The 13444-nt window shown below is 52.0% G+C and carries 16 protein-coding genes and 2 riboswitches; of the genes, 1 reads left to right on the top strand and 15 read right to left on the bottom strand.

What is annotated here, in order from left to right:
- Positions 1 to 2: 2 nt before the first annotated feature.
- Positions 3 to 725 (top strand): DUF5131 family protein, encoded by a 723-nt coding sequence (locus DESUT3_RS07005; protein WP_221251738.1) that lies wholly within the window; start codon positions 3 to 5, stop codon positions 723 to 725.
- Between the two features lie 604 nt (positions 726 to 1329).
- Here the strand turns inward: DESUT3_RS07005 and DESUT3_RS07000 are convergent.
- The 15 genes from DESUT3_RS07000 to DESUT3_RS06930 all read right to left on the bottom strand — a co-directional run bounded on the left by DESUT3_RS07000 (position 1330) and on the right by DESUT3_RS06930 (position 13293).
- Entirely contained in the window at positions 1330 to 1785 is a 456-nt protein-coding gene (locus DESUT3_RS07000) for a hypothetical protein (RefSeq protein ID WP_221251736.1), read from the bottom strand.
- A 192-nt stretch (positions 1786 to 1977) separates the two neighbouring features.
- Positions 1978 to 2283, bottom strand: a complete 306-nt coding sequence (locus tag DESUT3_RS06995) for a hypothetical protein (RefSeq protein ID WP_221251734.1) — start codon at positions 2281 to 2283, stop codon at positions 1978 to 1980.
- A gap of 458 nt (positions 2284 to 2741) precedes the next feature.
- Positions 2742 to 2990 carry a Smr/MutS family protein gene (locus tag DESUT3_RS21295; RefSeq protein ID WP_221251733.1) on the bottom strand — a complete coding sequence of 83 codons (249 nt, stop codon included), beginning with the start codon at positions 2988 to 2990 and terminating at the stop codon, positions 2742 to 2744.
- A 47-nt stretch (positions 2991 to 3037) separates the two neighbouring features.
- A complete protein-coding gene (locus DESUT3_RS06985) occupies positions 3038 to 3829 on the bottom strand; it encodes a nucleotidyl transferase AbiEii/AbiGii toxin family protein (RefSeq protein WP_221251731.1) in 792 nt (263 codons plus the stop codon).
- A complete protein-coding gene (locus DESUT3_RS06980) occupies positions 3826 to 4608 on the bottom strand; it encodes a type IV toxin-antitoxin system AbiEi family antitoxin (protein ID WP_221251730.1) in 783 nt (260 codons plus the stop codon). Before DESUT3_RS06980 ends, DESUT3_RS06985 begins: the two co-directional genes overlap by 4 nt.
- Before the next feature lie 171 nt (positions 4609 to 4779).
- Positions 4780 to 6096: an McrC family protein gene (locus DESUT3_RS06975; protein WP_221251728.1), complete on the bottom strand. Its 1317-nt coding sequence runs from the start codon at positions 6094 to 6096 to the stop codon at positions 4780 to 4782.
- Complete coding sequence (locus DESUT3_RS06970; RefSeq protein ID WP_221251726.1) at positions 6096 to 7871, bottom strand: McrB family protein; 1776 nt, start codon at positions 7869 to 7871, stop codon at positions 6096 to 6098. Before DESUT3_RS06970 ends, DESUT3_RS06975 begins: the two co-directional genes overlap by 1 nt.
- The gene (locus tag DESUT3_RS06965) at positions 7864 to 8229 is read right to left on the bottom strand and encodes a hypothetical protein (RefSeq protein WP_221251725.1); all 366 of its coding nucleotides are present in this window, start codon (positions 8227 to 8229) and stop codon (positions 7864 to 7866) included. Before DESUT3_RS06965 ends, DESUT3_RS06970 begins: the two co-directional genes overlap by 8 nt.
- 171 nt (positions 8230 to 8400) lie before the next feature.
- Positions 8401 to 9381, bottom strand: coding sequence for an HNH endonuclease (locus DESUT3_RS06960; protein WP_221251723.1), 981 nt, complete (start codon positions 9379 to 9381; stop codon positions 8401 to 8403).
- A 25-nt stretch (positions 9382 to 9406) separates the two neighbouring features.
- On the bottom strand, positions 9407 to 10123 hold the full coding sequence (locus tag DESUT3_RS06955; protein ID WP_221251722.1) for a hypothetical protein: 717 nt from the start codon (positions 10121 to 10123) through the stop codon (positions 9407 to 9409).
- 4 nt (positions 10124 to 10127) lie between these two features.
- Entirely contained in the window at positions 10128 to 10373 is a 246-nt protein-coding gene (locus tag DESUT3_RS06950; RefSeq protein WP_225911644.1) for a hypothetical protein, read from the bottom strand.
- A 134-nt stretch (positions 10374 to 10507) separates the two neighbouring features.
- Positions 10508 to 11116 carry a hypothetical protein gene (locus DESUT3_RS06945; RefSeq protein WP_221251720.1) on the bottom strand — a complete coding sequence of 203 codons (609 nt, stop codon included), beginning with the start codon at positions 11114 to 11116 and terminating at the stop codon, positions 10508 to 10510.
- A 175-nt stretch (positions 11117 to 11291) separates the two neighbouring features.
- A riboswitch (cyclic di-GMP riboswitch) is annotated at positions 11292 to 11368 on the bottom strand.
- A gap of 163 nt (positions 11369 to 11531) precedes the next feature.
- Positions 11532 to 11792 (bottom strand): hypothetical protein, encoded by a 261-nt coding sequence (locus DESUT3_RS06940; protein WP_221251718.1) that lies wholly within the window; start codon positions 11790 to 11792, stop codon positions 11532 to 11534.
- 78 nt (positions 11793 to 11870) lie between these two features.
- Positions 11871 to 11947: riboswitch (cyclic di-GMP riboswitch) on the bottom strand.
- Positions 11948 to 12244: 297 nt separating this feature from the next.
- Positions 12245 to 12556, bottom strand: coding sequence for a Smr/MutS family protein (locus DESUT3_RS06935; RefSeq protein ID WP_221251716.1), 312 nt, complete (start codon positions 12554 to 12556; stop codon positions 12245 to 12247).
- Positions 12557 to 12621: 65 nt separating this feature from the next.
- Entirely contained in the window at positions 12622 to 13293 is a 672-nt protein-coding gene (locus DESUT3_RS06930; protein ID WP_221251714.1) for a transposase, read from the bottom strand.
- Positions 13294 to 13444: the final 151 nt, after the last annotated feature.

The following is a 13444-nucleotide window of genomic DNA, read 5'->3' as shown; positions in this document are numbered from 1 at the left end:
ACGTGGCAGATCACTCAAAAATCGAATGGACCGAGGCTACATGGAACCCGGTGACCGGATGCACTAAAATTAGCGACGGTTGCGCGAATTGTTATGCTGAGCGACTCGCCAAGCGGCTAAGGGCCATGGGTAACGCCAAATACTCCGACGGTTTCAAGGTCACTTTACATCCCGGCTCCCTTGAGACCCCTTTGGCCTGGCGTCAGCCCCGCATGGTGTTTGTCAATTCTATGGGGGATCTTTTTCATCACGAGGTCCCTCTGGACCTCATCCAAGGAGTATTCAATACCATCAAAAAATCCCCGCAACATACCTACCAAATTCTGACAAAACGTGCTAGCAGACTGGCGCAGTTGGCCCCGATTCTTCAATGGCCAGACAACCTCTGGATGGGCGTTACTGTGGAGAACGGCAAGTATCTTGATAGAGTTAATGACTTGGCTACTGTTCCAGCGAAAGTCCGCTTTATTTCCTGCGAACCCCTACTAGGACCTCTCAAGGGGCTAAACCTAAATGCGATCGACTGGGTAATCGCCGGTGGAGAATCGGGGCCTGGTGCACGGCCCCTAAACCCTGATTGGGTTAGAGCACTGCGAAATATCTGCATGGAGCAAAGTGTTCCGTTTTTCTTTAAACAATGGGGAGGGGTCAACAAGAAGAAAACGGGCCGCATCCTCGATGGTGTTGAGTGGGCTGAATATCCAAAAGCTGTCAATGATGACTAGAGTTTTTGCAATTATCACCCTATTTGTCGCTGATCTAGAACAACGTGGTCAATGATCAGACTCTCACCAAATTAGCGAGGTGTAGGGTCTGGACCATTAGTCGAAATTGTTCACCAGATATTTTCCAGACATGGATTCGGTCCAACCGCTGAACATCTACGGATCCAGGAAGTAAAATTTTAAAGTACACAGTGCCACCCACAACTACAGCTAGAGCATCTTCATGGATCAGTGTTATTGCGTCGCCCAGAATGCGTGAGATCGCAACTGTGGCGTTAATTCGAGCAACAGAGTCCCTGTAATGAGGTCGTGACCAATAGCCGAGACCTGAGAGGTCTTAATCGAGGACCACATAGGTGGCCCCGGCCTGTTGACTGGTAATGACCTGGCCAAGTTCAAGCGTTTTTCCCCTGCATTTAACGGTAATCTCCCCTCCTGTTCCGGCATCATTTTCCTGGAAATATGCCATAAGGCTCGGGCCGTTGAAAGACATGAATCTCTCATTCCGCATGCTTAAGATCTTCCACGCTTGACCGTTTGGGGGCACCTAGCACTTGTGCTATGGTCTGATTTGTATCGACTTGGGGTAAGGTAGCCTCGCCGTTCATGCAGCCCACCTCAGAGGATCATCAAACAGGTTTTTCAGCCTGTATCTGTTAAACCAAAGCAACCCACCTTTTCCGGACCTATCAGGGAGGTTTCGACGGATATAAGCCACAGATCCTTCGTCTCTGACGGTCTCCATGTGGATGCTTTTTGGGTCTTTAACCAGCGGTGAACCAGCAGCCTCCAAAATGCGGTAGAGTAGCCCTGTAGTAACCCCCTGAAACTTCTTACCCGTCGAACTGATGATGACCAGGTGGGCGTGATTACCCCGAAGGCGGTTGTGAACCCCGATAGCGGCAAGTTGGGTCCTGAGATATTTGCTTAAGGGGCGTATGAGTTGGGCCTGCAGAATCTTGTAGGCCTGTTGTTCATTGGCAGTATCACGTGGGAGGTGTACGGTGAGAAATATTTCCCATGGAATGCCTGAAAGGCTTTTCATCGTCTGTAAATCCATTGGCTTACTCTCTGTTGTCACAATATCATGGTTGTAAGGTATAATGGGGACTTGACTTCGCAACGGGTTAATCCGCCTCGGCTGAATGAATTACAGGATTCAACTAATCGGGTCTTGTGGCCCGCTGAATCAGTCTTTAGACCCGGTTCAACTGACTCATGGCGGTTTGCTTTTCTTTTTGCGAGCTCAACGTTACTCCGTTGTCGGTACATTACCGTCGATTCGAAGCAACCTGTAAGCGTCAATTAGCCTGAAAATACCAGTATGCTCAAGGACCTCTCTATGCGCCGCCAAGATGCGGTAGCGGTGGGCAGTTTGAACTGCGCAATCACAGTGCTGCTTGATCCAGCGATTCAAGGCTGTGGTATCTCCGTCAAAATCAGCCAGGACCTCTGCAAACAGCGCCCCAGCCTCTGCCATCCTCAGCGTGTCATTCATCAAACGGTTAATTTTTAAAGCTCTTTCGTCTGTGGTCTGGTTAGTTCGGACAAAGTTCATTCAGTCACCTCCAGGTAGGATTTGTGCTTCTACCTCCTTATGTCCTGTAAGACCCCACCATTTATCAGAATTTTTTCTAAATTTTTTATTTTCTTTGCAAGTTACTGATTTTAAATAGAAGAATTATATATCAAGTCGGGCTGTGGGTAGATGTGGCCGAGCCCCCCCTAAAAAATAACCGACTGTTTTAGTCTGGTTTTTTTAATGCGTCTCTGTTCGGTATCCCCTAGCAAGAAAAAAATAATCTTGTTGCGTCCAGCTACAAGAGCTGCTACAAAGCAAATACTCAGAAGAGGAGAACCTAACAAAAGCACGGCCCAATAACTAGCTGAGAATTTGAGCTTTTTGGGCGCCAAATAGAAGCCGGTCCGATTCCGGCCTTCGGCACCACACCAACAAAGAAAAGCGCCTCAACCCGGATGGGTGAGGCGCTTTTTTCATTTCCAACTTCCCTTGAATCATTTTCGCAAACGGACCAACGTAGCCCCCCATCCGCCAGCATCTTCTCCTGCCAAACGAAAGGACACAACCTCCGGAAACCGGCCGAGAATGGCATGTACGGTCCGTTGCAGAGTCCCGGTCCCCTTACCGTGAATAATCCGCACGTCAAGAATCTCGCGCTTGCGGCATTCGGCCAGGTAAGTTGGCGTGGTCCGACCCCGCAATTGAGCAATTGAAAAGTCTGAATTTTCGTCATGTCGGGTCATACTCACCCAAACAGACTCTATGACTCAAACGAACGCCCCTGCCAGGGTTAGCCCGGCAGCTTGGAAATCAGGGTGTCCATGACAAAATCAAAGGCCGTATTGAAATCCCACTCCGCATCAGCAGTCAGGAGCGGCCGGATATCCCCAGCGAATTGGGGGTCGTCCCGCTTCTCCAGCAGGTTTTGTTCGAATTGCGCCCGGGTTATCTGGTAGCCACCATCATCCATGTATTTCAGAAAAGCTACGATGATTCGGGCAGCATCCGGCGAGCTTCCGCCGCCGTTAAAAGCGTGCCACAGGTCGAACAGATCGCGCCCCTTCTTGCGCTGGTACAGAGCCCGCAGTTTGGTCCCCAACAGTTCCTCAAGGTCATAGGTCAAGATCTCCGCCGCCCCCGAGAACCAGCGCGAGTCGACCGCGAAAGGATATTTTCGAAACCCGAAGACGGAAAAATGTTCTCGAGAGTTGATCTCCACCTTGAGACTCATCGGCAAGCCCTCTTCGGACTCGAAGCGGTAGCGAAACGTGACCCGTCCCTGGGACTGCTTCCATTTCGGCGCACCAAGCCAGGGGGTCAAGGCTTCCCGGATGCCATCCATCAACGGACCGATACCCCCGGCCTCAACCTGAACCAGGTCGATGTCCTCCGAATAGCGGGCCGCCGGCATGTGCAGCTTGAACATCGCCGTACCGCCGCGAAACGCGAGTGTTTCCTTCAGCACCGGATGGTTGAAGATCGCCACCAGGGCGCGGCAGATGACCAGATCCTGTTCGACTTGGGACAACTGCAGCCATGGCGCCTTGTCACGCCATTCGGTAATAAAGTCCTGAGAGATCAAAACTCGGCCTCTACCTGGGTGTTGATCATCACGGACCATCGCGCATCTTTGGGCGCGCCCTTGAAGGGCCTGGACCGTTCAAGAGGGGTCGACACGGGTCTTTCCCTAGCTACATGAAGGGCCAGGTCGTCCGCCTTTTCCCCTTCACCGACAAGGTCGAGCAGATAACCCAGGCGCTGCGCCCAGGCGACCGGTGAGTACTTTGCTGCCTCCACAAGCTTTTTCCCGTCCAGTTTTTCGGCAAGTTCTCCCAGGATGGTGGCCACATTATCCAGCCCAACCGAGTGTTCTGGATAGCCAACCAGATCAAAAGCGGTCGCTTCAGGAGAGGATAGTCTAAGAAGTCCGCGGGGAGTTTTGAAATTGGCGGTGGGGATCTCTGCTACATTCTTCCGTGCGATGAAATTCACCCTGACCTTCCCGCATTCGATGCTGGGACGGTTTTTTCCCACCACCACCTGAAAAACCTGGGGCCGGTGATGCGCGGCGCCGTGATACACGGCCGCACTCAAAAGACCCGCGTAATACGGCTCTTGCAAGTGGTTCATGAGTTGGGGAATGAACTGCTCAGGAGGCAGGCAGCCAAAACCCTGGTATTCCGGGGGCACGATCACCCAGAATCCCCTATAGGGCATGGCGATTTCCCCCTTTTTGCTCAGCCTCCTAAGAGCTGCCCGAGTTGCGACGGGATTGGGACCAAGGACTTTGTCAGCGTCTTCGCCGGTGAAGGTGTACTGCCCTTTTGCCACTAAGCCCGAAATGAAATTAGATGCTAACATTTGGCCCCTCACAGATGAATCACTCGCAGAAAGTAACACTTTTCGTTACTTTTGTCGAGTGGTTCATGTGGATAGGAAAACCAAGTTTTTTTGCCAGTAAACATCAAGACACAATGCAAGCATCAGGGAATGAAAAGCTTTCCGTTTTCCCCCATCCCAACCACCGGGTTTTCACCGGGACCTTGGAGCAACATCAGGAATCAACCTGAAAAGCGACGCCGCAAATTCCATGCGATGTGCAGGGAGCGAAAGAAGGCTTCCAACATCAAGCGTCCTGATTTCGATCCCCTTCTGGTGATCGGCCAACGCGCTATAATTGTGCACGTACCCTGCAATGCTCTCGGGCAAGCTCCCCCACCGCGGATAGAGAAGGACCGTCAAAGCAGATCCGTATTCCTTGCCGTAGGCATACATCTGATAGATATCCGCTTGGCTGACGCCTGCGTGAGACTTGTTCATGTCCAGGCGCTTCCATTTGGTGTCGACCAGGCAAACGAGCTCGCCCCCCCGATAAACACCGATATCCGGTCGCAGGTTGAAGCGAGGCTTTCCATTCTGGGTTAACAGACTTTGCCCAGCGACTTGCGAAACCACCGCAAACTTGGTCCCTGCCAGAGCGGTTTTCATTTCGGCGGCAACGAATTTCTCGAATACCTCGTTCATGTCGAACATCAGCGAGTAGACCTGCCGGCCGTCACCACCAGTTTCGGGTGAAGTGCTCCGCAAAATCAACCGCGCCAGATTGACCAGCAACTCATAGCGCGAATGCTGGCGACTGACCTGGAGCTGGTCGGCTTCCTGGCTCGAAAACTCCCAGTCTGCCACCTCGGCGAACTCCATCAGCAGACCTCTGGCCTTCCGTGCCACGGTATCGCTCAGCCGCTGCCCGGCGCAGCAGCGCAGACCGGCCTTGAGCAGGCGGGAGAGCGGGTTGTCCATGGTGAACTCATCCGCGGTGGTGAAAAAGCGTTGCTTCTGGATCAGGTTGTGCCGCTGCTGCTGGGGGAAAAGGAGTTTTCCACGCAGGTAGGTTCGGTTTTCCTCCTCGGAGATATATGCCTTGATAGGGCCTCGCTGCCACTCGCGGGCCAGGTGGTCGACATACAGGTCCAGAAAGGCCGCCAGCAAAGGCCGCTGGGGGTCGGCAAGCCGGGCGATATCCGCGGGCTCGATCGGCACCATCCCAGCCCGGGACACCATCCAAAGCAGGTTTTCCCTGGTGCGGCGGGCATCGAGGGGGCCGGCAGGGTCGTCAATTTTCGGGATCACCTCCAGGCAGCGCTGGCCAACACCCAGGGTTCCAACCCAGTTCGTGCCTTGGATGCTCCGGTAGCCGAGCTTGATCAGCTCCCTCCCCGATTTGGCCTGAAAGCGCTCGATGGCCGCCACCTCCCCTGCCCCGACGGTGCGGGTACGGCTGTCCCATTGCGGGCCAACGGAAACGCGCTCGAACTCTTTAAGCTGGAGGGTATGCTCAAAGGCCGGCATCAGAAGCCATCATAGATCTTGATTATGGACTCGGGCTCTATCTGTACCGGGATCTCGTAAAGCCGACGCTGTGCCATGGCGTCCGTATGGCCAAGGAGGGTGTGAACCTTGGGCATCCGGTAGCTGATGATGGCGTTGTCTTTGGCCTTGGGTCGACCGTCGACATCGAGGGAATCGTCCAGGTCGGCCAGGATCATCTGCACCTTTTCCCAGTCGTTGTAGAAATACTCCTGTAACAGCGGGATGATGCGATTCAAAAAAACCTGTTCGAGCTGCTGATAATTTTCGACCCCCATGAAATACGCATGGCCGATTTGGTGATCCCGGTCGTAAAGGAACTCGATACGGTCGTTCATCGCTTCCAAAAGTTTATCCAAGTCGATGCTGCTAGAACCACCGGGCGCCGTCACGCTCTGCTTACTTAGGAGGTCTGGTCGGGGCATCAATTCCCGAAATTCGAAACGACGCCGCAGAGCCGTATCGAGCAGGGCAATACTCCTGTCGGCTGTGTTCATGGTGCCGACAAGGTGCAAGTTGTCCGGGACGCCGAACAAAGGTGCCCCAGGCGATTGGGTATGGGTATAGGGCAAACGGATGCGAATGCCGCCCTCCCATGCCTGCGTCTCTTCGTTCCAGCGCATCCGCTTGTCGGACTCAAGGAGGGTGATTAGCTCACCGAACACCTTCGAGATGTTGGCACGGTTGATTTCGTCGATAAACAGCGCGTAGCTGTGATGAGGATCACTGACCGCTTTGGCCACCATCTGCTTGAAAATACCGTCTTGCACCTGGTAGGTCAGGCCACCCTCGCCTTGGGAATCGACAACCGGTTTGATCCCTTCGACAAACTCCTCATAGGCATAACTTTGGTGAAAGGTGACGAACTCGCAGCGACGAACCCCTTGGGAGCTAACCTCGACGAAAAATTTTGGAAAAAATTCCTTTTCCAGTTCGTAGGTCTTCCCTGTCCCCGGCGGGCCGTACAGAATCAGGTTTAGCTGCATGCTGACGCGATCCATTTTCGTCGGCTGATCGACCTCGATGGCAGCATCCTCCACAGGCCCTGCCTCAACTTTTTCATCCTTCAGTTTCATATCCGCCCAGTGCTGCACTACCCAGAAGAAACTGTGGATATCAATCATGTCCCGGGGATGCCAATCAGTCAGTTGATCCCGGAGACGGTTCATTATCTGCAAAACCCGTTGGTACTCCGCCGAAGTCAGGCGGTAACCGGTACCCAGGGGTTTTTCGCCAATATTTCGTAAGAATTGGTCGAAAACTCTCGGCTTGATAAAAAAATGTTCCTTGGGGTTCCAGACAAAGAGAAAAAAGGATGGAAAGACTTTGGTCAAGTTGGGCGGGCAGTCGCGTGCATTGAGCCAGTCATGCATCCGACCCAGACTATCACTGACCTCGGAACCAGCAGCCGCGTCCCGCAGGAGGGAATGGAGATGAACCATGAACTGCCGTGTCTGGGCCTCATCGCTAAGAATTTCATCGAAAAAAGTTGCATTGTCACGCCAGCCGGCAAGGTTCTGAATGATGTCCACCCCCGGGAGCTTTCCTCGCAGGAGCCGACCTAATAGCTCGCGGAAACTTTCCGTGGACAGCCCGTCGACCGCGCCGTTAACCCATTCGTCAAGCATTTCATGGGCCATGGTCGAAAGGGCAACCTTGTAGCTGTATTCGTTATCAAGATAAGTCTTACCCGGTTGTTGGAAATCAACAAAATCAGGAAGCTGCTCCCTGAAAATCGCCTTCAACTTTTCAATCATTGGCCCCTCCATCGACCATACCCATTGCCTCAAGGGCCTCGGCCAGTTCAGGCCACATCTGGAACTCATATTCGCCATCCTTATTCTTCCAGGCTTCGGCGATGATCGAGAGCCAGAACGGGCTACCGTCCTTATACCGGTCATCCGGTTCAGCATCCATAACTTGGCAGAGTTTTTTGGCCAGCTTGCCATACTGCAGATTGGCAGCCGCATAGTTCTGGTACCCTACAGTTTCAGCCAGCCTGGTCATGGTAATCCGGCGGTCGGGGGCACTATAGTGGGCGGTCAGCATTTCCTTCTGCTTGTCGGTCAACCCCATATCCACCAGTGCTCTATTATAGCGATCGACAGTTAACAACGGGCCCTCCTTTGACCTAAGAACTATCATTCAAAAATCATCAAAACTGTTTTAAAAACTTTGCTTCAGACATTTATTCAGGGAAGACGTTGCAAAGAGCCCCTCCCTGCCGAAGGTGTCAAAGTTTCAAAGCATGACGGAGTGAATTTGCAAGCTTGGTACCAGCGCCCTTTACAGCCGCCATTCTCGCCGATGTTCGGCCAGAAACTCACGGGCTGGCCACAGGTCGCTGTCAGCAGGAGGAATGATTCCCCGCCCTGAAAGCATCGGGAGCAGACCGGGGAAATTTGGATCAATACCGATGGAGCGGGCAGTGATGACCGTGTAATTGCTGGACACGCCGATCATCCCCTCGTCAAATCCCCAGTGGCAGGTGCGGCAGAGGGCCATGCCGTTACGGATATCGTCATTTTTCGATTTGCTCCATGGCACGATGTGCGCTGCCTCCACCACCGTGTGGCCGTCGGGGGTGATGATGCGGATCCCGCACAGGGCGCAGCGGTGGTCGTAGGCCGTGGTCACCACCTTGCGGAACGCCTGATCACGCACCGCAGGCCGATAGCTTTTCGCCGCCGCAATCTCTTTCACCATCGGCAGGTGGACCTGCTCCTCCAGCACCCGGCTGTAGTCGAACGCCTCCCGGTTGATTATCGACTGCTCCAGCAGCTGTTTCGCCGCTTCATCGGAGAAACAGGAAAGAAGCAGTGCTTCCCTCAACGCCTCCCGCCCTTCCCCGCTCTGCATGACCCTGAACAGGCCGTCGTCCAGCTTGGCCCCGAGGGCGTACTTGCGCAGGTAGGTGACGGAGGAGGTGTTGTTGATGACCGCATCGGTGATGGCTTTGCCCGGCTGGGGGACCAGCTCCCAGAACGGCTCGCGGGCGAGGCGGGAGAAGGGAAAGGCAATACTGCTGGTCTGTCCCAGCGGCACGATCCGCCGCCAGTAGAGATTGAACAGGTCGTTCAGCTCCACCAGATCGGCGGTGACGTCGATGAACGGCGTGGTGATGACACCGCGGTGCACCAGGTCCAGCACCGCCAGGAGCAGCAACGGCTTATGAGGGGCCTTGCGCTTGGTGGCCTCGGTCCAGACCGCGCCGGGGGCGCGGGAGAGGGAGGAGAAGCGCTGGATGTTGTTTGTGAGGTCGATCATGGGTTTTTATGCTTCCAAAATCAAACTATGGCATCTGGACAAAAGAGTTTCCCGCTGGCCACAGCTGTTTAATAAACTCTGCAACCACTTCAAAACTTCCCAAGACCGAACGATGGAGCATGCTGGATCCATGAGCATATTCATTGCGAATCTTTGGGGCCGACTCTGCTAAAGCAGTCATGAAGTCCCAACTTTTATCCTGTTCTGTGATTTCGACTTTGGATGGATCCCATACCGCTTCTGTTGCACCAGTACGCTCCATTTCGGCAATCAATTCCATGCTTGCGCGATGTTCGGCACGAACGCGTGCGCTCTGCCACCAACGCTGAAACCCTTCATTGCGTACCCACCCCTGTTGTTTGGCAAAGAGGATATATGCCTTCAGCCCCGGCCTTTGATTGACAGACTTGCTTGCTGAACGCAGATTGCCCACGCCAATCCGTTCTTTCAGAGCCATTTCCAAGGTTGTGTAAACATGGAGCTGGGCTACGGGGTAGAAACGATAAGCAAACCAGGCGTAAAAAAAGAGGTTTTTACCCGTCTCATAATGGGTAATGATTTTCTCTGGGACAGGCGGAACAAGAGTATAGAAGGATATTGACGCGTAGTGGTCATTCAAGGTCAAGGGCCTAAAGTTCCTGATATCTGGATCGAATCTCTCGAAAAAATTGGATCTAGGATCGGGATCATTTACAAAGGCAAGTGGCTTCAGGTTGTCTGGATTGTATCTATGATTTTTCATTGCACTACCCGCATCCTTTATGATTGTAAATCCGCCTCCAGTAGAGGTTGAATAGCTCGTTCAGCTCCACCTGATCGGCGGTGACGTCGATAAACGGCGTGGTGATGACGCCGCGATGCACCAGATCCAGCACCGCCAGGTGCAGCAGCGGCTTGTGCGGCGCCTTGCGCTTGGTGGCCTCGATCCAGACCGCGCCGGGGACGCGGGAGAGGGAGGAGAAGAGTTTGAGGGAGACGGTGAGTGAGGTCATTTACTTATTTACCTTGAATATGTCGGCCATCTTATCAACTTGGAAGCCTGACCCGGCAACCTTCTCTCTGGACACCATTTGTCTATTTAGTTTTTCAGCATCTCTTTACTTGTTGGTTGATTTTTTCTTACTATTCAATTAACAAGGCCATCTGTTTTCATTCGAATAACAAGAGCGTCAACAAGGTCTTTGTCTTTGACAGAAATATTCAGATAAGGATTGCTTACAAATGGAACAGCAAAAATACACAAACTCCATTGAATAATTTTGATACCATCTTCAATCTCGTAGACATATTTTTTACCGCCATAGGAAATATCTGCATTTAGATATATATCATTTCCAGTTTGCATTGGGAAAACTAAGCTTAAAACTGGCGTGACTATTGGAATAAAACCCTTACCCAAAAAAGCCTTTCTATTGATATCAATGTATAATATATTTTGTTTCTTATTAATAACAGGAAATGGTGTACTAGTCACGCTTGCAAAGCACTTACTTTCTAAAAATATTTGATTTAAAAGCTTTTCATAACCCTCCAATTCGCTTGTGCTATTTACGGAATGATGCCAATAATTTGTTTCATGTTTAGAAACATACAAGACAACATCTTTTTTCTCAGAACAATAACTATTACTATATCTATTTCCTACATCATAATATCTTCCTTTATCTGACACAACTGCACAACCGAACAGACCAATCATTGCAACACAACAAAACAGCAATTTAATATTCTTCACAAGACCTCCAAAATTCATTAAAATATCGCGAAAAAAACATCTGTAATTATTGTTTTAAATTTTTTCTTTAGCCGATTGCACCACGCATCGTTTCAAAAATCCTAGGCAAAATAAAAACGCCCACTTCTGAATCGAAGATGGGCGCTGCAGACACCTATTATCAGGCCCACCCTCCTTCGGTAACCCGGCTGTCCCCAAAGAGGATCCTAGGTTTTGCGTCCCCGGATTTCCCCGGGTTTGCCTTTTCGACAGGGTGAAATATTTGTAATTTGATTTTTGTGATAATGGCATTTCCCATCAGAACCGTCAAGTCACAAAAATAAAAATCCACCGTGATTCCAAACCCCTAAAGTGACCATTAGATGCAGTCGGCTCCAGGTAATTGAACCTGCTTAAGAGCATTCCTTCCGTGGACTCACAAGCGTGAAAAGGCGTCAAGAACCCGCCCAACCCACTCGGCCCTTTTCTTCCCCTCCGGCCGGTCCGCCACAACAACCTTCAGTTCACCGAAAGATTTTTGGTGCAATCCGGCATAGCGGATGCCCCCCTTGCTCTCCCCGATGACAATCCCATTATGCTCGAGGACTTTTTTGCCCCAACCACCGGTGATGCAGAGCAGGTGCTTTGGTTTTAAGACGTCGATCTCTTTCGCCAGGATGTCTTTGTCAACAACCAATTCCTCATAGTACCTCCATAAAATGAAAAACGCCCATCTCCTAACCGAAGACGGGCGTAGAAACCCACATCCCCTCTCTTCGGCAACCCGGCTATCCCCCAATGGGACCCGTGGCTTTGCGTCACCGGGTTACCCCGGTTTTGCTCTTATCGGAGAATGAATTTACCCCTCAAAAAACATGAGGGTTAATTGACTGCCATGATCGGGCAAGCTAAGCAATTTACCTGCCAGAAGGCCAATGTCATTTGGATTGCCTTATTTCTACGGACTAATTGAAGAGATAGAATTTTTAATCCGTCGGCGGCCAGCTATTTGTATAAATAGACGACCCTTCACCTCGTCAAAACACCTCGCCTTAGGCAGGTGATCTCGTCTTTTGGCTAGAATTCGAACAATTATGTTGAGGAAGTCAAACCTGTTCCAAGAAGGGGCTAACCTATCCAGAATTTGTATCAGGGAAGTTTCCGCAAACGAACCAGCGTAGCCCCCCAGCCTCCGGCATCTTCTCCGGCCAAACGCAAGGATGCGACCTCTGGGATTCGGCCGAGGATGGCATGTACGGTCCGCTGCAGTGTTCCCGTCCCTTTGCCGTGAATGATCCGCACGTCAAGAATCCCACGTTTGCGGCATTCGGCCAGATAGTCGGGGATAAGATATTTCACCTCCGACGGGCGGAAGGCGTGGAGGTCGAGAACTCCGTCGATGGGAAGCTCGACTTCTTCCGGGATGTCGTGATCTATGTCTTGTTTGGTTGTTTTTGCCATGGCCACCGTCCACCGTAGGGGCGAAAAATTTTTCGTCCCTACATTTTTCGCCTTTCTATGTACCATCACCCGTCCTTATGATTCTCCGGGTTGTTTTTGTCCAGGCCCCATTGTGCCGGGTTGTTGGCGATGTATTCCCTGATTGCGGCCAATTCCCGGTCGTCGCGGATAATCCGTTCGTAATAATTGCGTTGCCATACGTTGCAAATCGGGGTGTTGTTCCTCATCCATTTTGTGACCCCGATTTTGAATCCACGGACAATCGAACCAACTGTTCTGGACGTCCCGCTGGGGTGTTGCGGTGTGGACGCCATTCGGGGCGGTTGCCGTAAGGGCAAAACCCGTTGGGGCGGTTGCCGTAAGGGCAAAACCCGTTGGGGCGGTTGCCGTAAGGGCGAAACCCGTTGGGGCGGTTGCCGTAAGGGCGAAAAATTTTTCGCCCCTACCGTTGCGTTTGCCTCGCCGGGGTCGGTAATCACCAGGATTCCATGGATATGGTTGGGCATGACCACAAATTCATCCAATTTCACCTGGGGAAAATGAACCGGGATCTCAATCCAACATTGCCGGGCTATTAATCCCGCGTCGTTCAACCGCATCCCCCCGTCCACAATCTCTCCGAACAGACATTCGCGGCTATGCGCACAGATGGTCACGAAATAGGCTCCAGTGCGCGAATAATCGTAACCCTTGAGGCGGATCGAGCGGCGACGATGAATCTCGGGATCGTAACCCATCGGTCAGGCGGCCCTCCGTTTCCTAGAAATTTGCAGGTAGAAACAGCGGCCAGATTAGCATCTTCTGTGGATCGCCAGAAGAAAAAAACCGGGCTTAGCATCTCCGCGCTGGCGGGTCAGTCCAAACCAAGCAGCTGCAATAACACATAAG

Source organism: Desulfuromonas versatilis (genome assembly GCF_019704135.1).
Taxonomy (GTDB): domain Bacteria; phylum Desulfobacterota; class Desulfuromonadia; order Desulfuromonadales; family NIT-T3; genus Desulfuromonas_A; species Desulfuromonas_A versatilis.
This window is presented reverse-complemented; position numbering and strand designations above follow the sequence as displayed.